This is a genomic window from Peribacillus folii (assembly GCF_030271255.1).
In the GTDB taxonomy this organism is placed as follows: Bacteria; Bacillota; Bacilli; order Bacillales; family DSM-1321; genus Peribacillus.
The window spans coordinates 55,268-78,443 of the sequence record NZ_JASJOM010000007.1 but is presented as its reverse complement, the minus strand read 5'-3'; the positions used below and the strand labels follow the sequence as shown (position 1 = coordinate 78,443).

Below are 23,176 nucleotides of genomic sequence, written 5' to 3'. Positions count from 1 at the left end.
ATCGTAAAAAAGCTGGACATGTTTTCAATCATGTCCAGCCTTTTTACTTGGAGGGAAAAGTAAGTCGCCCCTTTATTTGTATTCGAGTAGATTTTATGGTTATATGTATTGATTATGTACTCTTTTAATGAATACTCTATTCTTATAAGTAGTCTGCTATGTCTCTAAAATAAATCCTCTTAGTAATTAATGATTAAATGGGATTTGTATCTAACTTAAAATTAATTAATCATAAAGTACGGTTATCTAATTCTGATAAAGGTTTACTCCGTTCCTTCTCTGTAGAGGTTAATACCGTTGTTTAATTATGCTTTATTACTTTTGCAATGAAAATCCATCAATAATGCATTTGAAGTAAAAAAATTAGGAAGGTATGGGTAAAAGAGAAGTGTCTTTACCTTCTTCTATGCAGTTGAATTTATTTCACAAGCAATCAATTATCGCAGCCGCTCCTCTCTAAGTTTTCAACGAAATAAATCCCACTTTAATCCAGTTTATTGGGGACGTCAAAAGATCTGAAATATTGTATAATAAATCTACCTATTAATTAAAATTAGGAAATTAAATACCTAAGGAGTTTTGAAATTGAAAAAGGTATCAGTAATTATTGCAACATATAATACAGAAGAATTTTTAAATGAGTGTTTAACTTCAGTGGTTAATCAAACATATAGTAACTTGGAAGTTTTAATTATAAATGATGGATCATTGGATCAGTCTGGTGCTATCATCAATGATTTTGCTAATAGAGATAAGCGGATTACCTGCATCGATAATAATGAGAGGAAAGGAGTAGGCGCAGCTCGTAACCAAGGTTTAGATATTGCCACGGGTGAGTTCGTCTACTTTATTGATAGTGACGATTTTATTGCTCTCGATACAATTGGAAGGCTCGTCGAGAATATTGGGGAACACGATATGCTTACCGGAAAGCGGGTCCGGTTAACTAATAAAGAGGATAGTAAAATCGGGAATATGGTTGAAGAAGAAGCTGATGATGGCATGATAATAGAAGAAATTGAAGAGAAAGTGCAAGAAGGACGTGTGCGTTTAAGAAGAGGGATTCAACGCTCGTTTCGTGGTATGTCTATCCTGCACACTCTTATTTCGCGTGATTTTATACAGGTGAATAATTTGCGGTTTTCAGAAGAAGTGGATTGTTATTCAGATATATCCTTAATTGTCCCTATCATAAGTGAAATGGGAAAATACCCGTTTTTAACACGTTGCTATTATTTCAAACGCAGGCGCAATGACCCCATTTCTAATCCTGCATTAATGCAATTGGATCGGGAAAAAAAGGTTTTGGATTTTTTATCAATCTATAATCAAATGAAAGATCAATATGGTACGAACCAACGAGCATGTTCATATTTAGACTGGTTATTTTTGAATATATATCGAAAACAGATTATCATGCTGTTTTCCAAAAAAGGAAGTATTGAAGAATTTTTTAATAAAGTAGCCGTTTCTGTTGATAAAATTGATGTATCAAAAAGGAAAAAGCTTAATGTTGTAGTAAAAAGAGAGCTAAAGCTTTTACGTAAAAGGAAACTGGAATCTTATAAAAGGCTGATTGGACTCCATCATTTTGCCCGTAATATGAAGAGGGCATTAAAGAGTAGGCAGAAAATGTACATTTATTTATATCGCTCTGTGTTCATGCGTATGCCGCTAAAAGAAAAAACAATCGTATTCGAAAGTTTCTTAGGTAAAAACTATTCGGATAGTCCAAAGTATATTTATGAATATATGCTTGAGCATAATTATGATTATAAATATATATGGATTTTCAATCAGACAGGGAAAGAGATCCCAGGTAATGCAAAACAAGTGAAACGGTTTAGTTTAGCTTACTATTATTATTTCGCTACATCTAAATTTTCGGTAAGTAATTCACGCCTTCCACTAAAATTGGATAAACGTGAAGGGAATATCGATTTGCAGACTTGGCATGGAACGCCGTTGAAGAAGCTTGTTTTTGATATGAATGATATTTATTCGGCAAATCCAAATTACAAAAAGCATTTCTTTAATCAATCAAGACGTTGGGATTATCTTATTTCACCGAATCAATATTCATCGGATATATTTAGAAGTGCCTTTAAGTACGAAAAGGAAATGCTCGAATTCGGGTATCCAAGAAATGATATTTTATATAAAAGGGATAATGAGGAGTCTATCCTGAATTTAAAAGAGAGTCTCAAAATGCCTCTTAATAAAAAAGTTATTTTATATGCCCCGACATGGCGGGATGATGAATTTTATGAACCTGGAAAGTATAAGTTTGCTATTCAAATGGATTTGCATAAAATGAGAGAGCAATTAGGAGATGAATATGTCGTTTTATTACGCATGCATTACTTTATTGCCGATGAAATCGACACAGATGGTTTAGAAGGATTTGTATATAATTATTCAAAATACGATGATATTGCTGAACTTTATTTGATTTCGGATATATTGATCACTGATTATTCTTCTGTATTTTTTGATTATGCAAATTTGAAACGACCAATCTTGTTTTTCACCTATGATCTTGAGAAATATAGAGATACATTAAGAGGATTTTATATAGATATTGAATCAGAAGTTCCTGGTCCATTAGTGAAAACCACGGATGAAATCATTGATGCCGTTACAAAAATAGAACAAGTCAAAACTCAATATCAAGAAACATATGATCGCTTTTACGATAAATTCTGCGGTTGGGATAATGGCAATGCATCAGAGAATGTCGTGAAAACCGTATTTGGCGAGAATGTAAAATAGTACGTATGATCCTCTTCTGTTGCCGATGCAAGTTTCAATTAATGGTTTAGATATCCTTTAGGCGGTTTTCTGAATGATGTAAGGAATGAGGATGAAAAAGAATGAGGAGTTTAAAATATTTGTTTTTGGCTTTCTTTATCATTTTTTCTACATTTCCTTCCCACGAGGCAAAGGCAGCAAAAGAGAATACATTAATGGAAGTGAAATTGAAGAACTACTTAGGAAATCGAACGAGTATCAGCATAACGGCAGCAGGGGATTATCGGTCTTCCGAAGGCGATATATTCATCAAGGCGGGAGAAGAGATGAATCTGAACGTGGAATCGGGAAAACTTGCCGTGTATAAACAATCAAAAAAATTGGGCCTGTTTGCTGCATTGAAAATCGATCCAGTTAAGGGAGATAAGTCACTGTCCATCAATGAAAGGCCCTATCATGGCTCCTTCTTATTTACAGTTGAGGAAGGTTACATTCGCCCTATCAATCTTGTGAACATCGAAGATTACTTAAAGGGTGTGGTCCCGAAGGAAATGCCTGCAATATGGCATCCTGAAGCACTGAAAGCTCAAGCGGTTGCCGCCCGGACATATGCTCTTCACCATCAATCGGAACTGATCGATGATACGATTTCCTATCAAGTGTATGGTGGAGCGGAGGGAGACAGCCGGACCGATTCTGCCATCAAGCAGACAGCGGGAAGGGTAATCAAGCATAATGGGGAAATCATTGAGGCATTCTTTTCTTCTAGCAACGGAGGAGTGACCGAAGTGAATTCCAATGCTTGGTCAGGTGGAAACCCTCTAGGCTATTTATCCATCAAGCAAGATGTTTATGATTCGAAAACAAAATGGACAATAACGCTTGATAAGAAACAAATCGACCTGTCAAACCAAGACTTATCCAAGCCGGATGAGTGGTGGGGGAGTGTACAGGAAAAAGATAAAATGGTTGTACCGAATCTGAAGGCTTGGCTGAAAAGGAATGGCTATGCGAACCGGGATATAAAAATAACAGCGGTTCCGGTTTTAAGCTTCACCGATAAAAAAACGGGCGGCCGGGCTACGAAGGGCTCCATTGAACTGAATTTCTATGTTAAGGGCCTCGTTGATAAAAGCGGGAAGCTTTCCGAGCAAAAAGTCCAGCTTACCAATGTACCGGCTTCCAAGATCAGGGGCATGGTCGGCCGGGATGTGATGAAAAGCTATTTGGTGGATGATTCGGCTTCAGATTCTTCCAGAGTAGAAATAGTTGGGTCAGGCTACGGACATGGAGTCGGTTTAAGTCAGTTCGGGGCGAAGACGAGGGCAGAGGCAGGTCAAACGTATCAGGAGATAGTAGCATTTTATTATCCTAATACCTCCCTTGCTAGGGAATATGGTGAGTCACCAGTGATAGACGAAGAGAGTACCAATAAAAAAACGTCATCAATTAACATGAAAGCGAAGCAGGATCATGTTAACGGTCAAGTCACTATCACCTATTCGCTAAAAGAAGCTGCAGCCGTATCAATCATGATTAAAGATGGTGCTGGCAAAACGGTAGCTACACCCATCGATGACCAATTGTTAAAAAAAGGAAGTCATGCAGCGGTCTGGAAAATGGGTGATGTCCACAATGGTATATATGCAGCGGTAGCAACGGCAAGGAATCGAAGCGGGAATGAAGCAGAGGGGATACTGAAGATCAACGTTAGTAAGGATTCGAAGGCACCCATGATTTCCGATGTCGAAACGACGGGTGATTATAGTACGGAAAAAGTGAACATTTCCTTTATGATAAATGAAAACTCAAAAGTGGCAGTGGAAATCAAGAACAGCAAAGGCAAGGTGGTGGGTGTCCTTCCCGAAAGGCAGTTAAGGAAAGGGAGGCAATCCGTTAACTGGGATTTTGGAAATATTTCCAACGGGACGTTCACGGTTTTGATATCCGCCAAGGATGCGCGCAATCACGAGAAAACCGTGTCTACACAAATCCTGGTCAGGAAGACAAAGGGTATTGTCACCGTAAGAGAATTACGGATGCAGGAAAAGGCCAATCCATCATCCAAAACCATCGCAACGCTCTATGAAGATCAAGCTTTAACCATATTGGCCCAACAAGGTGATTGGTATAAAGTGAAAAAGGGAAGCCAAGTCGGGTTTGTGCCTATCAAATGCATTAAGAAATGAAGACGAAGGACGCTGTACCCTAATTGCCATGAATCAGCACTTTGATCGTTTCATTACATTACAGGCATTTGCTTATCCGGAGGTTGGGGAGCCTCCCCGACCCTGAGTTATCACTGCAGGACATGCTTTCCTAAGCAGGGGTCTCATGGTTTAGGTATATAAACCAACTGATGCTGAGTATATCATGGAACAAAAGCGAGGAATGGCATCATTCCTCGCTTTTTGCTTTGTGTTCACCAGGTGTGAAAGGGACACCGGCAGCTTTAGTGATGATTTTGGAAATATCGGTATTTTCCAGGACGCCATCTATGTTTTCACTGCCTGGGCCTGCCGCGAATATGGGAATCATATTGGCCGTATGGCCTCCGGTTGAACTGGCAGCCCGGATGCTCCTTTCAGCCACACCAGCCTTATGGTACCGGGCGATGGTGCTGCCGATTTCCCAATCAATCCGATGCTGCGGGTAGACGAGTGTTCTGTTTTTCCTTACGTTGTCGATGAATTGATGCACTTCCTGATCTGTAAGGGAAATATGGGCATATTTCTTGAATATGGAAGCGACACTTTCTGGATTGATTTGGTTATTTCGATCGAATGTAAGCTGTTTGGACATATATTCAGTCGATACCCGGATTTTCTTCAGAGCAGCGATATCCATCGTTTCCGAGGCGGAAATTCCCATGGTTTCATGGTCAGCCAGCACAACGATCAATGTATCATTTCTGTCTTTGGCCCAATTCACGACCTCCTTCACGGTCTGATCGAATTCAATCGTTTCCTTCCAAATCCCCGTGAAATCAGCTGCATGCTCCATCGAGTCAATCCTTGCACCCTCTGACATCAAGAAGAAGCCCTTATCACCTTGGGACAAAATCTGGATCGCTTTGGCGGTCATTTCGGGCAGTGATGGTTCTTGGGAATTCAATACTTCCTTATCAAGCTTGAAGTTCATATAAGTGGGGTGAAATAGCCCCAATAGTTTTTTTGTTTTATCCATGGAACTGAGCTCGTCTTTTGTTGTTGCAATCCCATAGCCCGCTTGTTTGAATTTCTTGACTAAATCCTCGCCGTTCTGCTTATCGGCTCCAAAATAGCTGGCACCTCCGCCAAGAATGACATCAATCCTATTATCGAAGAGCTGCCTCGCGATATGGGCTCCGCCTGTCCAGCGGTTCGGGACACTTGCACCAAAGGCCGCCGGAGTGGCATCGACGACCATATTGGTCGAGATGATCCCGACCTTTTTGCCATCGTTCTGAAATGCATCCAATACACTGTCGACCTCGTTGCCGTTAACATCGACGCCGATGGACTCATTGTTGGTTTTAATGCCTGTGGCGATCGCGGACCCGCCTGCAGCGGAGTCGGTGACGTGATTATTGGCGGAATAAGTACGCATCAGGGAAACATGCTCCAGCTTTTCCAAATGTAAGGAAACTGTTTTGCCATATTCCAATTGCCGCGCTATTTCTATTGCACCTAACCCCATGCCATCGCCAATTAGCAGGATGACATTTTTCGGGGTATTTTTCGTTTCTGCTTGAATGGGATGGGCAATGCCAATAAGGCAGGATAGGATGAGCAACCCAAAGAGATGGGGCTGGAAAAATTTTTGAAGTAATGAGTTTATTGATGTTTCCTTCATCTGTAATCCTCCATTAGGTATGTTTCTCCCTATTATTTGTTAAATTCCATAAAAAATCCCCTCCTGATATTCAGGAGGAGGATGGGGTCTATGCTTCAGTCAGCGTTTGTTGCGAAACACGTTTTGCCTTGAACCAGATGACTGTTAGCGAAAGAACTGTGAATACAAGCAGGAAAGCGGCAAGAGCGCTTACGCTTGACCAAAGTAAATGCATGTTATTTAAGGTTACGATTGATTTAAATCCATTGATTGAATACGTAAGCGGAAGAAAATGGCTCATTCTTTCCAGGTTTTCCGGAAGCATTTGAACAGGCAAACTTGAACCTGTTGTAGATAGTTGTAAAACCAAGAATAAGAATGCAATGAATCTGCCGATATTGCCTGCCAGTATCACTAGGAAAAACACGAGCGCCAGGAATGTTAAGCTGACGAATATCGAGAATAAAATCAACATGACGCCATTTGAAAACGTTGATTTTAAATAAAATGAAGCGAATACGGAGGCAATGAGTGCCTGTGCAGTGACAAATACGGCCATCGTACCTAACTTATTGGCATACCATCTGAAGGAAGAAACTTCTAGAATGGCCGGCTTCCGTAAGTCGAAAAGACAAGCCATGACCAATACCCCAACAAATAACGCTAATGAAAGGATATATGGTGCATTGGCATAGCGGTATTCAGGGAATGTATTGATGGCCTTGCCGCTCAATTGTACGGGTGCTGAAAACATGTCGATATTCGGCTCATTCGTATGGATGTTACTCAATTTACCTGCTCCGCCTGAAAGTCCTGCTGCAAGCTCCTTGCTGCCATCTTTGATTGCACCCAACCCGCCATCTACTTGTTGGACACCGGCAGTTAAAGGACCCCAGCCTGCTTTAACGGTATTCGTACCATCACTTACCAGGATCGTCCCTTCATTCAGTCTGTTTGCCCCTATCGTTAACTTATTCCAGCCTGCTTTTACGGTTTGGTTACCGTCAGCTACAGCTCCGGTTCCGACTGCAAGCTCACGAGTCCCATCAGCCAGTTTGCCTGAACCATTTGCCAGTTCATTATTTCCGGAAGCGGCAGTCCGGATGCCGCCTGCAAGAGCTGCCGAGCCATTGGCAAGCGTGCTCGTGCCTTCCGCCAGTGCTTTATTGCCATCAGCTACCGAACGGGTACCGTCTGCCACCGCGCCTGAGCCGACCGTCAACGCTTCACTTCCTTCAGCTACTGAGCGGGTACCATCGGCAAGGGCTATCGAGCCATTTGCCACTGCGCCTGAACCATCGGCCAATTGCTTATTTCCTGAAGCAACTGAATTCGTTCCAGCTGCCACCGCTTCCATGCCATTGGCCAAGGCACCTGAGCCATCGGCCAGTTTCTGATTGCCTAAAGCGACGCTGCTTGTTCCAGCTGCCACCGCTTTCGTTCCAGTGGCCAGAGTACCTGAACTAGCAGCCAGTTTCTGATTACCTAAAGCGACACTGCTTGTCCCGTCTGCAAGCTTCCCGGCACCATTCGATAGCTGGTTTGCCCCTTGGACGACATTTTGGGTTCCCCCATATACCTGTTTTTGTCCATCCAGCAATTCATTCAGTCCCGCCTCTAAATCAGTGGAGCCTTTTAAAGCTTGCTTAAGTCCCTCTGAGAGGTCGGCAGTTCCCGAAGCCAATGCAGGAGTTTTACCAGCCAAGGAGCCCAAACCTCCAGAGACCTGTTGGCTTCCAGCTAGCAAACGCTGATATTCAGGGCTTTCTTTAAGGCCTGGAACTTGTTCTCCAAGTTTTATGATACCCTGCTCTACATCCTTTGCCCCCGGTGCCAACGAGCTTACCGCATCATGGACGGCAGCTGCTCCTGCTGCCGCCTTGCTGCCGCCTGCTTCCAGTTGTGATATACCGGACTTCAGCCTGTTGCTGCCAGATTCAGCATCCACCAAGCCATCCAGTACCTGTTTTGCACCTCCATTCAGTGATGTTGCCCCATTGACTAAATCCTTTGTGCCTTTGTTTAACTCCTGGGCACCATCGTTCACCTGATCGGCGCCGCCGGATAAGTCCTTTGCCCCGGAATGAAGGGAATCTGCCCCAATATTTAACTTTTGTGCGCCATCATTGACTTGATCGGCGCCGCCGGAAAGTTCCTTTGCCCCGGCATAAAGAGAGCCTGCTCCGTTATTCAACTTTTGTGCGCCATCATTGACTTGATTGGCCCCGCCGGAAAGTTCCTTTGCGCCAGCATAAAGAGAGCCTGTTCCATCCTTTAGTTTTTGAGCACCATCATTGACTTGATTGACGCCTCCCGTTAATTTCCTTGCACCAGCATAAAGGGAATGAGCGCCATCGTCGACCTGACGGGCCCCGCCACTAAGCTTTTGTGCGCCCGTATTGGCATCATTAAGCCCTCCGTTGAGCCTTTGGGCTCCAGAATTCAATTCGACCATGCCAACATTCAATGTTTGGATGCCTGCATGTAATTTCCGGGCACCGCCGTTTACCTGCTGCATACCAGTATCGACTTGGTTAGCGCCATCCGCCAACTTACCGATATCGGCTTGCTTAGCTGCCAATGAGTTGTACATTTCACCGGTTCCGGCCCTTAACTGGGCTGCCCCGCCTGCAAGCTTATCAATATCGGGAGCTTTTTGCTGCAAGGTTTGAAGGATTTGGGCCGTTCCGTTTTTGAGTTTCCCGGCCCCATCATTGATCTTTTGTGAACCGCCTGCACCATCATTGAAACCGTTTTCAATTCCGGCCATTTGCGAGAGAAGGGCCTTCGTATAACTTGCCGTCACTTTATTTGACAGATTTTCACGAATGCGCTCAGAGGCGCTTTTGGTCACTTGGGCCGCCATATAATGAAGCCCTTCGTTCTGAATATATGTTAATTCAGGTTTAACAGGGTTCTCGTCTAAAACCGTCGTTACATTTTGAGAGAAATTCTCGGGAATTTCGATGACCATATAATAATCTGTATTCTGCAGTCCTTTTTCCGCCCTTTTCGCATCGACGAAATCCCAGCCGAGGGTATCGCTTTTCCTTAGCTCCGATACTAGATCTTTACCGACATTAAGCGGTTTATCTCCCAATGTACTACCTGCATCCTTATTGACTACGGCAACCGGCAAATTAGACAAATTATCGTACGGACCCCACTTTGCAGTTAGAATGATTGCTGCGTAAATGAATGGAATGAATAAGACAGCCAGTATGGCAATGACCCAACCAGCCTTATTTGTGGAGCCGCCGAACTGTAACCCTGAACCTTTCATACATTACCCCCTATATACATTTATAGTTATGAATATGGTTGGGAAATGTCCCGCTCCAATTCATAACACAGTATATTCTGACTATATTCGCTAAATCCTCCTTCGGTTTTACATATATTTTCAATTTTTTTCGAAGAAATTAGTTAGAAAGTTTCAGAGAATAATGATTCGTTTGTCTGCAAAACGCTTCTTTAGTCGGATGGGAAAATGAAAGTATAATATGAATGGGTGTTCATTCATAGCTATTCTGAAAAAGTAGGTAAGAAATAGTATACTGTTTATGAAAATCGTATAATAATTTTTTTAAAAAAAGTTCTACTTTAAATAGAAGCAACGCATGCTAAAACAGCTTCACGTCTTGAAAACGATAATGGGAAAAACGGGTGAAAATGAAAAAAGATTTACTATTGATTTCAATATATAGATGATTTTTAATAAACAGTAAATATATAACTGATATACTTTCAGTAGAGTTCAATTCGAATTAGTAGAAGAGGGGTCCGTATGCTATCTGGTATGAAAAAATTCTTCAAGGAAAGCTCCAAAGACCTAAAGCGAATATATAAGTTGGCAGCTGCCGTGAATCGTCTTGAAGGCGAGTATGAAAGATGTTCAGATCAAGAGTTAAAGCGAATGACGGATAGATTCAAGCGGGAATTGGCTGCCGGAAAACATATAAGGGCAATCGAAATCGAGGCTTTCGCGGTTGTTCGGGAGGCCGCAAAACGGGTGTTGAAGCTAAGGCTCCATGATGTTCAGCTGATAGGCGGCTTTGTCCTGGGCGAAGGGGGCATTGCCCAGATGAATACGGGGGAAGGAAAGACACTTGCGGCAGCTTTACCCAGCTATTTACATGCGCTGAAAGGGAAGGGGGTCCATATCATCACGGCCAATGAATATTTGGCCAGGCGTGATCAAGAGCTGATGGGACAACTCCATGCATTTTTAGGACTTTCAGTGGGCTTGAACATTTCCGGCATGGAGGGCGCAGAAAAGCGTGAAGCCTACGCGGCAGATATCACATATGGAACGGCAACCGAGTTTGGCTTCGATTATTTGCGTGATCACATGGTCTTAAGCAGAGCGGAAAAGGTGCAAAGGGGGCAAAACTTTGCCATTGTCGATGAAATTGACAGCATCTTGATTGATGAAGCACGAACACCATTGATCATTGCGGGTAATTCCGGTGATGGCACCTCGCTCCACGAAATCACGGCACAGATCATCAAGTCCTTGATAAAAAACGAAGATTATGACGTCTGGGTTGAATCAAATGCTGCCCATTTTACCGATCAAGGTGCATCCAAGGTTGAGCGGGCCTTTGGCATCGAAAATCTGTATGATCTGGAGCATCGGGAGCTTTTACACAACACATCACAGGCACTTAAAGCCTATGCGATCCTGAAACGGGATGCAGATTATATCATAAGGGATGGCCGGATTTCCTTGATCGATAAGTTCACGGGTCGGGTGATGGAAGGACGAAGTTTCAGTGATGGTCTTCATCAAGCCATCGAGGCGAAAGAAGGTCTGGAAATTTCGGCAGTGAATGAAACAAAGGCTGCGATCACCATTCAAAATTATTTCCGATTATATGATTCAATGTCTGGGATGACAGGCAGCGCCTTGCCATCAAAGGCGGAATTTTGGGATGTTTATCAGCTTCCCGTAATTGAAATTCAGGCCAATAAGCCGATGATTCGCATCGATAAGCCCGATTCGATATATAAGGATGAAGAAAGCAAAATCAAGCAGATTGTAACGGCTGTAAAACGGATTCATGAAGAAGGCAGACCGATCCTAATCGGGACAACCTCGATCGAGCAATCGGAAAAAATATCGCTCCATTTAAAGCGGGCCAATATTGGGCATCAGATTCTTAATGCAAAGACCGAAAGAGCTGAAGCTGAAATCATCGCCAAGGCCGGTCAAAGAAACGAAGTCATGCTGGCAACGAATATGGCTGGAAGAGGAACGGATATACTGCTTGCTGAAGCCGTAAAAGCTTTGGGTGGGCTCCATATCATTGGTACGCAGAAGCACGAAAGCAGTCGGATTGATATGCAGCTTAAAGGACGTGCCGGCAGGCAGGGTGACCCAGGCTCCACACAATTCATCATTTCTTTGGAAGATGAGTTGTTTGATTACTATGATGAGGAAGAAATGGAGCGTTATGTAAAGAAAATCAAAACGGATGAAACAGGATTGATTGTTGCACCTGCACCCGATAAATTCGTGAGCAAGGTGCAGGAAACGGTCGAGCAGCAGCATCAATCAAGCCGAAGCCATTTATTCAAGCTCGAGCTTGCCCTCGATGAGCAAAGTAAAATCATTTACGCAATGAGAGATCGGATTTTGGATTCAGAGACGGAACGGCTGCATGCGATCTTACTTGAAGGCATCGAGAATTACATTCGCAGGCTGACGGCGGATGATCATCCGGGGGCTTTAATGGAAAACCTTGTCCTTATTTTTCATTCGGCGGACTGGCCGGTAGGTGAAATTGGGGATCAGGATGTCCAGCTAATTGAGGCCATGGCGACAGAGGCTTTAGCTGAATTGAAATCGAAGCTGGAAAGTTTTCGAGAGGATAAAGGCTGGGGCATCCAGCTGCGTGCTTTCCTTCTGCATCATATTGATGTGAATTGGATGAACCATTTAAACGAAATGAATGGTGTGAAGGAAGGGATTGGTTTAAGCGGATACGGCCAGCAGGATCCCTATATGTTGTATGAAAAGGAAGCGCTAAGTCAATTCAACATGATGTTAAGTGAAATGGAGTCGGAAATCAGTATCCATTTCCTTGAATTTATGAAGAGCAACCTGGAGGAGGGTGATGATTGATGCGTTTATTCAGTAAAGGATCCAATGATAGCAATGGCATGTCCGCATCGAATGGACATGAAGGACTTAAGCAGGCTGACTCTGTTCAAACTGCCCTGCGATTTCACGAGAATTGGGACATTTCAAAGCAAGAGGAATACGTCTATAGGTTCCACCATCAGCAGCTGCCAGTGCTGAAGCCCAATCAAATTTCGCTGACAGGGGTGAAGCTTGTTAGGGAAGAGGGCGATGTGGTTATCATCGCATTTTTACGAAATTCATTAGAGAAAGCGATTCGGTTCAAAACCGTGGATATAGTATTGGTCGATGGGAGCGGAAGGTTATTGGCTAAAAAGGCATTTGACCTTTCGCTAATCGGGGAGGTACCTGCCCTTTCAAGCCTGCCATGGCGTTTTTCATTCGAGGAAGATGACATGGTGGCAGCATCGATTCCTGATGAAGACTGGCAGATCGCGTTTGAATGGAAATGAGCGCAGGCTGGGAAAAGGGGATCACATTTTTTTGGGATGACTGTGAAATTCATGAAGAAAATTGCATATAGAAGCCGCCATCCGTTGATGGGGGCTTTTTTTATGTCAAATATTTATCCTGCTGTCCGTCTGCAATTTCTCATAAATGGCAACGCTAAGTAATATTTATAAGAATCTTCCGTAACCAGGCTTGACCTCCTGGAAAATCATGAAGAGGAAAGTGGCAGGAGCATGAAGTTTAATCTAAATCAGCGATTGAAGGAAAGACTATTGGAGGTTTTGTCGGTATCAATCGTGACCATGCTTTTCATTTATACGAATGCGAAGATGGGCAATCATCTCACTATCGGAATTACCACGATCATCGTAGGCGTTGCCGGCTTTATCGTGTACCTGAAGGAGTGGGTACCGAACAGAATCGTGAAAGGCGTGGTTTTTTCACTGTTCCTATTATCGATCATGCTTTTTTCCCTTGCCGATATTTGGTTTTATCGTTATTACGCCACACCCATGAATTCATACTTATGGATGCAAAAAAGCAATCTGAATGGGTTGGGTGAAAGTATATTCAGCATGATGGACATCAAGGATGCCCTCTTTCTTCTGGCTGTCCTTCCAATTGCCGAGTCTTTCGTGAGGAAACAATATCCTCTTAGGCACATGGCACTTATACCCGCGCTGCTATTTTTGATGATCGCGGGACTAAAGCCGGTCAAGAACATTTTCCTCGACAAGGTCGATATTACACGGCGTTATGAGGCGAATACTTTTTTAAGAAACTGGGGTCCGATCGGGCATCATGTATTGGATGCGTATGCCTACTTTGCTGACGCAGGAAAGCATGAGATGTCGGCGGAGGATAAAAGAGCCGTTTCCTATTACTTCAATAATAAGACAACACCGGCCCATGGCTTATCTGGAACACTAAAGGGGAAGAACCTCATCCTGATCCAGGTGGAGTCATTGCAGGCATTTCCGCTATTTCAGCAGAGTGCCGGGCAGGAAGTCACCCCCTTCATGAATGACCTTGCGAAAGGAGGCCTGTTTTTCCCGCATGTATATCCCCAAACAGTATTCGGTAATTCATCAGATGGTGAGCTGATCGCGAATACGGGTTTATATCCTTTGAAGCAAGGTGCGACTTTTTTTCGGTTCCCTTATAATCACTTTCCCAGCCTTGCCAAAGAGTTGAAAAAGTCGGGGTATCAAAGCTTCGCCTTTCACGGGGATGAAGCGGACTTTTGGAATCGGCAGCATGCATATCCTTCATTGGGGTTTTCCGATTATTATTCAATCGAAGATATGCAGCAGGATGAACTCATTTCGATGGGTTTGGGAGACCGCAGTTTTTTCAACCAAAGCTATAACATCCTGGAAGAGAAACAAGATCCGTATTATGCGTTTTTTGTGACCTTGACCAGTCACGTTCCCTTTTCGCTGCCAAAGGAAACAATAGCATGGAAACCTGAAAAAGGAAAGGAAGGAAGCTACCTGGCTAATTATTTTGAGGCGATGCATTACACGGATTCCGCGATCGGCGGGTTCGTTAAGAAGCTGAAGGATGCCGGGAAGCTGAAAGACAGTGTGATTGTCATTTACGGAGATCATGATGGTCTTTTTTTAAAAGATAAACATGAGGTTGAAGCGTACTATGGGCGAAAGATTAGCGATGAAGAGTGGATTGAACAATATATGCCAATCCCGGTCATCATCTATCAGCAGGATATGGAAGGAAAAACAATTGATAAGGTAGCGGGACAGGTCGATATTTTACCGACCCTTTATGATTTGTTTGATATTAAGAGCTCTTCATACTTTGGCCAAAGCATGCTGAATGGCGAGAAGGGGAGTGCCTTGATATTGAAAGGGGATTATGGAACACAAATGAAAATAAACGCAGCAGGCAAGGTAGAAAAAATAACACCAAAAGACCAAAAGGAAATGGATCTGAGTGATCAAGTGATTCTTACCGACTATTTTAAACAATTGGATTGAAGAAAGAGGTTGTCCAAAATAATGTCATCTTCTGAGATGGAAAACAAACGATAATGAATTACATAAAATTTAAGTGAGGAAACGGAGACGGTTCCATACACTGCAGGCTCTCGCATTCAGCGAACGGCCGGGAAACCTCCTCGTCGCGTTGCGTCTGCGGTGCCCCCCTAGCCTGTATATCCCGCAAGGATTTCGAACCTTCCGTTTCATACGGCTCTGCGCGAAACGCTTGCACCCCATTGGAAAATACTGGTAGAAAGTGGATGTGTGCCGTGTATGTATGGGTTGAGTCAACCGGACACGGATGATTTATTTGAGAGCCTTTCAACAACAAAAGGGTTCCGGAATGAGAGTATTCCGGAACCCTTTTGTTCTGAAGTCTAAAGAGATTCATCCTTTTTAGGTTATAATCCCAAGTGTGTTTTGATACGGGTTTGTGCTTCGAGTTTTTTATCTTCTGGAACAATGTTGTAAAAGATGCCATTCACCCTTTGATTGTCACCTTGAAGTGTATATTGTTCAATATTCTTTAGTGAAGATTTATAGTTATTCTGAATGCTGAGCATTTCGTTGAAGGTTAAATTAGTTTCAACGTTTTTCCCTAATGCTTCGAAGATATCATCATAATTGGTGAGTGTCGATAGGCTTGAGCCCTTTTTCATGACTGCCTGGATAACCTGGCGCTGACGCATTTGGCGTCCATAATCACCACGTGGATCTTCTTTACGGATCCGGGAATAAATCAAGGCTTCTTTACCATTTAAATCAATGGTGCCTTTTTTGAAATTATAGCCTTTGTAGGCAAGGTCCATATCATTATCGACGGTGACGCCGCCAACAGCATTGACGATATCCTGGAAACCTTCCATGTTCATTTTGACATAATAATCGATCGGGATGTCGAGATAGGCTTCGACTGTGTTGATCGACATGGTAACTCCGCCAAATGCATAGGCATGGTTCATTTTATCGTTCGTGCCTTTACCGATGATTTCGGTTCGTGTGTCTCTTGGCAAGCTCAATAATTCAATGGATTCTTGTTTAGGATTGACCGTCATGACAATCATCGTATCTGACCGGCCCTTGTCATTCTTCCTTTCATCCACGCCAAGGATAAGGATGGAAAAGGGGTCTTTGCTCTTGAATTTAATATCATCTACGCGCTTATCCGTTTTATGCTCCGTGCCCTGCATCGTGTGAATCGCGCCTGCCAGAGATTGATAAACGGAAACTGCATAAACGCCTGCGCCTATGAAAAGGATAAGCAGGGAAAAGCCAATTATTTTAAACGTTTTGCGTTTCTTTTTCTTCTTTTTATGTTCAGATCTCATCTAAATTCCTCCCTGAACCATCCAACGAAAATGGAGGGTATGAAAAAGTACCTAGCAATAACTATACCTTTTTTCTGCTGAAAATAGAATAGTATCTTTTTGTAGGTAGAGTGCATTTTTACCTATTCCCATCCGAAAAAACGAAGGATATCCGTGATTGGTCCATGAGCAGTGCCATTTATACATGAAAAAGCCCAGGCTTCAAGTACAAGCCCGGACAGTGCAATTATAAACTTTTATAACCGATGATTCTGCTATTGAAGTAAGAGTTCGAAGTAGAAGTGATTGTTACGCCCTGGCTTGATGAGGCGTGGATGAACTGTCCGCCGCCCAAGTAGATGCCCATATGACTTACCACGTACTTACTAGAACCGGTTGCAAAGAAGATAAGGTCACCGCTTTTAGGTGAAGTCACCTTTTTGCCCATATCATAATATGTAGAGGATGAAACCCTGGAAATATCATATCCAGCCTTCTTGAATGTATAGTAAATAAAACCGCTGCAATCGAATCCGGATGGGGACGCGCCTGCCCATGAATAAGGCGTTCCAATCAATTTTTTCGCTTCGGAAATGAGCTTGGTCACTTTGTTGCCTGAGCTCGGTGCCTCCACCTTGTCATCATTTGTTCCTGGATTGGCAGGAGTGGAGGATTTGCTTAATTTTAGTTTTTGTCCCACCCTGATTAAATCCGATGTTAATGAGTTGGCCGCTTTTAGTTGCACTACTGATATGTTGGTTTTGCTGGAAATTTTAGAGAGTGTATCACCTTTCACCACAATGTAGGTAGCAGAATTCACCGAGGTCTGTGTATCATTGGATGGCTTGGAGCTGCTTGGTATTTCAATGGTGGTGGTTGTAGACGATTTGGATACGATAAGTTTTGCGCCTGCATATATTCGATCGGATTTAAGGTTGTTCAATTTCATCAATTCAGCAAGTGTCAGGTTATGTTTGTTCGCTATCCGGGTTAACGTATCGCCAGAGACAATGGTATATGTGGTATTCGTTGTTTTTTTCACGGAAACCGAAGAATTGTTTGATGTTGTTTTGGAGTTGGATGTCAGTAATTTTTGATTGATTTTCAAAAAGTCGGTTTTTAAATGATTAAGCTGTTTTAAGTCATGTACCGTCGTATTATGTTTCTGTGCGATTTTGCTTAACGTATCGCCGCTTTTGACTGTATATGTACCGGCAAGGGCAGGAGAAACAAAGGTTGAAGATAAAACGGCTATTGTCGAAAATGCGACTACACTTTTTTTCACGTTTTCCACCTCTAATATGTCTTTTTCCCTATTCTAACAAAATAAACGGACGTATTTATATTACATTTTTATTACAGAAGGAAAATAGTAGTATTATACTGGTTTATATTGGTTTGATAATGGTGATTAAACCAACAATATTTTCTATATTATGAGTCTTTTTTCACATTTAGGCGAGGGGCGGAAAAGTTTGTCAAACACTGTTAAAATCCCCCTTTTTTCTTGGATTAACTGGTTTTTTGACGAAAAAAAACCCCCTCATTTTTGAAGGGATTTTTTATTTAAAAAGGTAGTCAACTATGTTCCGGCTCGAATTTCCGGTCGAATATTGATTCCATTTTTGGTTAAAGGGGGCGATTTTCATTAATGAGTGATCGGCTGAACGGATTTCCTTCAACAATGCCTTTGTGGTGGATACCACAGGGCCAGGCATGGATGAGGTGTAATCCTCCCAAAAGCCCCGCTCCTTTTCATACTCAGCCAAATCGTAAGCAAAGAAAATCATCGGTCTATTCAAAAAGGAAAATTCAAACGGAATGGAGGAGTAGTCGGTTATCAAAAGGTCTGTGCTGATCAGCAGGTGATTGACATGAAAATCACCAGTGACGGAATAAACGAACCCGGGGTATTGGCTCTGTAAGTCATGGTCAGCTTTAACAGCCGGATGGAGTTTAAGCAAAATAACATAATTTTCCGCTTGCAGTTCCTTATACAGCAATTCCATATCAAGTGCATTCTTCCCATCATCCAATCCATCATTACGAAATGTAGGGGCGTATAAGATGATTTTCTTATGCTCGAGTTCCGGAAACTTGGCTAAAAATACATCCCGTGCAGTCCTCTTTGAATCACCATCGAAAAAGAAGTCGGTGCGGGGAATCCCCGTCCTTAGAATGCGGGATCCCGGCAATTGAAAACTTTCTTGATAAATTTCTGCCATTCGTTCTGAACCTGCCGTTACATAATCAAACTTATTATATACCTTTAAAAACCTTTTCCTGGCCCCGGCAGAACGATTTTTGATGGAAGGGTCTTTCGCGCCGAATTGTTTAACGGCACCTGCCGCATGCCAAACTTGAACACATTTTACTTGCTTCTTGAATGAAACTGCTGAAAGAAAGCCATAATAATTATCAATGATTATCCATTTTGAAGTGGCAAGATGGTAGATCGAACGGATCATGACTGTGATATTTTTAGATTCAAACGGAAGGACGATGGTTTGCCCATCGCCCTCCGCAATAATATGACTGCTCGGTTTCTTTAAAAACACTTTTTGAACAGGGATCTCCCGCTTGTCCATTTCATCAGCTATATATTGGCAATTATCCCCGAATGATGTGACAAAGGTCGTTTTGTCATGTAAAGGAAAAAGTTTAAAGATAGAGAATAAAATTTTGAAACAAAGAAGATAAGTCTCTATCGCCAACTCTTTAGCCATTAGTAACTTGTAAAAGGTCATCTTTAATTTGGGAAGTCGAAATACCGATTGTTCTTGGAAGATAGACCACTTCACAAACATCAGATAGTTCATCGAATTGGCCCTTCCAGTCATCACCCATTACAAAAATATCTACACCTTCACGAATGATGTCTTCCTTCTTTTGTGCCCAATTGTCTTCCGGTATGACTTCATCCACATAGCGGATCGATTCAAGGATCATCTTTCTATTTTCAAAGCTATGATAAGCTTTTTTATCTTTTAAAGCATTGAATTCATCTGTGGAAATGGCAACGATAAGGTAATCTCCTAAATCTTTAGCGCGTTTTAATAGATTGATATGACCCCAATGTAGCAAATCAAAGGTTCCATAAGTGATTACTTTCTTCATGTTTATTCCTCCTGTACAAATGTATTTATATTTTTTATCTTGATAGGCGCATACAAAAAAAACCTAGGCTAATGACTAATTAAAAAATGATAGATTTTAAAAGTCTTTATCATTATAACAAATAAAATTTACATTTGAACCACAAAAATTTTACAATCATATTTTATATAAATAAGATTAAATGAATAAGGAGATAATTTTACAAATTAAAAAGTCATTATTCAAGTAATATTGGAAAATAGCTAAAAGTACGAAAATGTCTTATAAATAAGTTTGTTTAGCATAATAAAAACAAACTAAAGATAACATTAATTCATGGTTTGATATGAATAAAGTGTTCGGAATGTAAAAGTATATTATAGTAGAAACATAAAAAATATTTTCCTCAATTATATGTAAAATTACAGTAAATTTACACTTAATTTATTAAAATCCTATGTTATTACTTATGGAAATAGATGTTTCAAGAAAGGGAGAAATTAATCGTTAATCATTATATTGAAGATGTAGGTTAGGCTAAGTTGTAAAAACCCAATGTATTTTAATATTTGCTTATCCCAATAATTTTTAAGTAGCAAAAGAAGGTTTTTGATAAAATATATATCATATGGGGTTCAATTTCTTTATTTACCATGAAATGAATCTGGAATTATGTTGCAGACAGGTTTTTGAGAAGGGATTCCCCTTTAATGGATATAAGTTATGAAGTTATAGTAAAACTAAAGTGGAAAAGGTAACCAGCATGCTCTTTTATTGAGAGGAGAAAATAATGTCATCGATAATAAATAAGGCAAAGCACATGCTTATAAGTGTCTATAAAATGGTTTTTTCTTTGGCAGGTAAAGTGTTGCCGGCCGATAAAAAGCTTGTTGTTTTCGAAAGCTTTTTAGGCAAGCAGTATAGCTGTAATCCCCGTGCGATATATGAATACTTGCAGAGTCACCATCCAGAATATAAAATGTATTGGAGTGTGGATAAAAGGTATAAGGCTCAATTCGAAGAGGCAGGCATTCCATATCTTCATCGTTTCTCATTAAGTTGGCTGCTTAAAATGACTCGAGCGGGCTATTGGGTGACGAACAGCAGGCTCCCGCTTTGGATCCCGAAGCCGAAGCACACGATCTATTTACAAACGTGGCATGGGACTCCTTTAAAGAAACTTGCTGCAGATATGAAGGAAGTGCATATGCCTGGGATGACCACGGAAAGTTATAAAGAAAACTTCCATGCCGAATCAAGCAAATGGGATTATTTAATTTCACCTAATGCTTATTCAACGGTAATATTTGCCCGTGCCTTCAACGTCGATCCTACTAAAATTCTGGAAACTGGTTATCCGCGCAATGATTTACTTTACAATGGAAATAATCGTGATACAATCGATTCATTGAAACGGAAGTTGGGTATACCATTAGAGAAAAAGGTCATTTTATATGCCCCTACGTGGAGAGATGATGAGTTTTATGGTAAGGGGAAATATAAGTTTGACATTAAACTGGATTTGAATAAAATGAAACAGGAATTAGGGGATGAGCATGTTGTTTTGCTCCGTCTTCATTATTTAATTTCCGAGAACTTGGATTTATCGGCTTATCAAGGGTTCGTCTACAATCTATCCAGTTATGAAGATATTAGTCATTTGTACCTAATATCAAACTTATTAATAACGGATTATTCGTCAGTATTCTTTGATTACGCTAATTTAAAGCGTCCGATGCTTTTCTATGTATATGATATTGAAAACTACAGGGACAAGCTTCGCGGGTTTTACTTTGATTTTGAAACGAATGCACCAGGTTCGTTAGTTAAAACTTCTGATGAAATCATTGATAGCATCAAGATGATTCGATTAGAAAATACAGTTGAAATGAATCTTTTTCACGAGCGGTTTTGTGCACTCGAGGATGGCCAGGCTTCACGCCGTGTCGTAGAAAAAGTGTTTTTAGGAAGGTCCGTGTAATTTATGAGTTCAGCTTTGACCGTTTTAAAAGAGCAAATCAACAATTTTTATTTGGCAAGGCGCTTGTCTGTTTATGAGGTGAAAAGTGCTAACAGCAGTAACTATCTGGGGATTTTATGGGAAATCATCAGTCCGATGATCCAGATCTCGATTTATTGGTTCGTTTTCGGATTTGGGATCTTTAATCGCGGTGAGGATTTTCTTCCATGGCTGATGGCAGGGATCGTTGTTTGGTTTTTTGTGACAGCGACTACAACACAGGTTTCCAAGTCTATCTATACCCGACTGAATATGGTTTCCAAGATGAGCTTTCCGCTTAGTGTCATTCCTACCTACGTCATTTTTGCGAAGCTATACCAGCATCTTCTGCTGCTTGGAGTGATCATCATACTGTTAGGCTTTACTGGTTACCTCCCTACATTTTATATCATACAACTGCCGTACTTTCTCATAGCTACGGTTACCTTATTATTTTCATTTGGATTAATATCTTCAACCTTATCGACCATCATTCGTGATGTTCAAAATTTAATCGGGTCCTTAATGAGAGTACTGTTTTATTTAACGCCAATCCTCTGGGTAATAGATGCGAAAGATCATCCACTCATCGCGGATATTATGAAGTTGAATCCGCTATATTATATTGTGGAAGGGTATCGGGCTTCATTATTGGGGGAATCATGGTACCTTGTAGTGCATTGGGAATATACGCTTTATTTCTGGGGAGTCGTAATCCTCTTGTTTTTAATAGGTTCCTCGCTGCATGTTAGGTTTAGAGATCGCTTTGTTGACTTTAAGTAAACGGAAGTGAGAAAATTTTGGAAAAATCAGTAATAGTCAAGGACGTAACAAAAAAATATAAATTATATAATAAAAGCTCGGAAAAATTGTTGGATCTCCTATTACCGAAAAGCTATGGTGATGAGTACTTTGCTTTGAGGAATGTTAGCTTTGAAGCGGAAAAGGGTGATGTGATCGGATTTGTCGGTGTCAACGGTTCCGGGAAATCCACTCTGTCCAATATTATTGCCGGAATTATCCCACCAACGGATGGAAATCTCCAAACGAATGGGAAAACGGCTTTGATTGCCGTTTCATCGGGTCTTAATAATCAATTGACGGGCAGGGAAAATATCGAACTGAAAATGCTGATGCTTGGATTCGACAAGAACCAAATCAAAGAACTGGAGCCTGAAATCATCGAGTTTTCAGAGCTTGGTAAGTTCATTGATCAACCAGTGAAATCCTACTCGAGCGGGATGAAGTCTAGACTTGGTTTCTCGATTTCGGTGCATATTGATCCAGATATCCTTATCATCGATGAAGCCTTATCAGTGGGAGATAAAAACTTTGCCGAAAAGTGTCTGGAGAAGATGAACGAGTTTAAGGAAAAAGGTAAAACGATGTTCTTCGTCAGCCATTCAATCGGCCAGATGAAAAAATTCTGCCAAAAAGCTCTATGGCTTGAATACGGAGAGTTAAAAGCATATGGTGCCATGAACGATGTCATGCCGCAATATGAAGCATTTTTAAAAGAATATAATGCCATGTCCAAAAAAGAGCAAAAAAAATACCGTGAAGAACAAATGAAACGGCGCAGTAACGCACTGGTATGAATAGGAAAAGCAGACCC

The 23,176-nt window shown here is 41.5% G+C and carries 13 protein-coding genes and 1 pseudogene; 8 read left to right on the top strand and 6 right to left on the bottom strand.

Features of this window, described 5'->3' with window-relative positions; genetic code table 11:
• Positions 1–585: 585 nt before the first annotated feature.
• Both QNI08_RS13165 and QNI08_RS13160 read left to right on the top strand, forming a co-directional pair.
• Positions 586–2,772 (top strand): bifunctional glycosyltransferase/CDP-glycerol:glycerophosphate glycerophosphotransferase, encoded by a 2,187-nt coding sequence (locus QNI08_RS13165; RefSeq protein ID WP_285767882.1) that lies wholly within the window; start codon positions 586–588, stop codon positions 2,770–2,772.
• A 101-nt stretch (positions 2,773–2,873) separates the two neighbouring features.
• Entirely contained in the window at positions 2,874–4,940 is a 2,067-nt protein-coding gene (locus QNI08_RS13160; protein WP_285767881.1) for a SpoIID/LytB domain-containing protein, read from the top strand.
• 208 nt (positions 4,941–5,148) lie between these two features.
• On the opposite strand, the gene QNI08_RS13155 is transcribed toward QNI08_RS13160, so the two are convergent.
• Positions 5,149–6,585, bottom strand: a complete 1,437-nt coding sequence (locus tag QNI08_RS13155; protein ID WP_285767880.1) for an alkaline phosphatase — start codon at positions 6,583–6,585, stop codon at positions 5,149–5,151.
• Positions 6,586–6,673: 88 nt separating this feature from the next.
• Positions 6,674–9,847 carry a YhgE/Pip domain-containing protein gene (locus QNI08_RS13150; protein ID WP_285767879.1) on the bottom strand — a complete coding sequence of 1,058 codons (3,174 nt, stop codon included), beginning with the start codon at positions 9,845–9,847 and terminating at the stop codon, positions 6,674–6,676.
• A 504-nt stretch (positions 9,848–10,351) separates the two neighbouring features.
• On the opposite strand from QNI08_RS13150, the gene secA reads away from it, so the two are divergent.
• The 3 genes from secA (at position 10,352) to QNI08_RS13135 (ending at position 15,156) form a co-directional block, all read left to right on the top strand.
• Complete coding sequence (secA, locus tag QNI08_RS13145; protein WP_285767878.1) at positions 10,352–12,691, top strand: preprotein translocase subunit SecA; 2,340 nt, start codon at positions 10,352–10,354, stop codon at positions 12,689–12,691.
• Positions 12,691–13,161: an SLAP domain-containing protein gene (locus QNI08_RS13140; RefSeq protein ID WP_285768112.1), complete on the top strand. Its 471-nt coding sequence runs from the start codon at positions 12,691–12,693 to the stop codon at positions 13,159–13,161. The genes secA and QNI08_RS13140 overlap by 1 nt, the downstream gene beginning before the upstream one ends.
• 231 nt (positions 13,162–13,392) lie before the next feature.
• Entirely contained in the window at positions 13,393–15,156 is a 1,764-nt protein-coding gene (locus QNI08_RS13135; protein WP_285767877.1) for an LTA synthase family protein, read from the top strand.
• A 404-nt stretch (positions 15,157–15,560) separates the two neighbouring features.
• Here the strand turns inward: QNI08_RS13135 and QNI08_RS13130 are convergent, their stop codons facing one another.
• From QNI08_RS13130 to tagD, 4 genes are all read right to left on the bottom strand, one after another.
• A complete protein-coding gene (locus QNI08_RS13130; RefSeq protein ID WP_285767876.1) occupies positions 15,561–16,487 on the bottom strand; it encodes an LCP family glycopolymer transferase in 927 nt (308 codons plus the stop codon).
• Positions 16,488–16,713: 226 nt separating this feature from the next.
• Positions 16,714–17,751 carry a C40 family peptidase gene (locus tag QNI08_RS13125; protein ID WP_285767875.1) on the bottom strand — a complete coding sequence of 346 codons (1,038 nt, stop codon included), beginning with the start codon at positions 17,749–17,751 and terminating at the stop codon, positions 16,714–16,716.
• A 277-nt stretch (positions 17,752–18,028) separates the two neighbouring features.
• Positions 18,029–19,192 (bottom strand): CDP-glycerol glycerophosphotransferase family protein, encoded by a 1,164-nt coding sequence (locus QNI08_RS13120; RefSeq protein WP_285767874.1) that lies wholly within the window; start codon positions 19,190–19,192, stop codon positions 18,029–18,031.
• Entirely contained in the window at positions 19,185–19,583 is a 399-nt protein-coding gene (gene tagD, locus QNI08_RS13115) for a glycerol-3-phosphate cytidylyltransferase (protein ID WP_285767873.1), read from the bottom strand. The genes QNI08_RS13120 and tagD overlap by 8 nt, the downstream gene beginning before the upstream one ends.
• 757 nt (positions 19,584–20,340) lie before the next feature.
• Between tagD and QNI08_RS13110 the strand changes: the two are divergent.
• From QNI08_RS13110 to tagH, 3 genes and pseudogenes are all read left to right on the top strand, one after another.
• Positions 20,341–21,543 (top strand): annotated as a pseudogene (locus tag QNI08_RS13110) (CDP-glycerol glycerophosphotransferase family protein); the annotation flags it as partial.
• A gap of 3 nt (positions 21,544–21,546) precedes the next feature.
• Positions 21,547–22,344: an ABC transporter permease gene (locus tag QNI08_RS13105; protein ID WP_285767872.1), complete on the top strand. Its 798-nt coding sequence runs from the start codon at positions 21,547–21,549 to the stop codon at positions 22,342–22,344.
• A 17-nt stretch (positions 22,345–22,361) separates the two neighbouring features.
• Positions 22,362–23,159: a teichoic acids export ABC transporter ATP-binding subunit TagH gene (tagH, locus tag QNI08_RS13100; protein ID WP_285767871.1), complete on the top strand. Its 798-nt coding sequence runs from the start codon at positions 22,362–22,364 to the stop codon at positions 23,157–23,159.
• The last annotated feature ends 17 nt before the right edge of the window (positions 23,160–23,176 follow it).

Coding starts and splice junctions, on each gene's coding strand:
- QNI08_RS13140 (WP_285768112.1), top strand. CDS start 12,691: ATGCGTTTATTCAGTAAAGGATCCAATGATAGCAATGGCATGTCCGCA.
- QNI08_RS13160 (WP_285767881.1), top strand. CDS start 2,874: ATGAGGAGTTTAAAATATTTGTTTTTGGCTTTCTTTATCATTTTTTCT.
- secA (WP_285767878.1), top strand. CDS start 10,352: ATGCTATCTGGTATGAAAAAATTCTTCAAGGAAAGCTCCAAAGACCTA.
- QNI08_RS13150 (WP_285767879.1), bottom strand. CDS start 9,847: ATGAAAGGTTCAGGGTTACAGTTCGGCGGCTCCACAAATAAGGCTGGT.
- tagD (WP_285767873.1), bottom strand. CDS start 19,583: ATGAAGAAAGTAATCACTTATGGAACCTTTGATTTGCTACATTGGGGT.
- QNI08_RS13105 (WP_285767872.1), top strand. CDS start 21,547: ATGAGTTCAGCTTTGACCGTTTTAAAAGAGCAAATCAACAATTTTTAT.
- QNI08_RS13155 (WP_285767880.1), bottom strand. CDS start 6,585: ATGAAGGAAACATCAATAAACTCATTACTTCAAAAATTTTTCCAGCCC.
- QNI08_RS13135 (WP_285767877.1), top strand. CDS start 13,393: ATGAAGTTTAATCTAAATCAGCGATTGAAGGAAAGACTATTGGAGGTT.
- QNI08_RS13130 (WP_285767876.1), bottom strand. CDS start 16,487: ATGAGATCTGAACATAAAAAGAAGAAAAAGAAACGCAAAACGTTTAAA.
- QNI08_RS13120 (WP_285767874.1), bottom strand. CDS start 19,192: ATGGCTAAAGAGTTGGCGATAGAGACTTATCTTCTTTGTTTCAAAATT.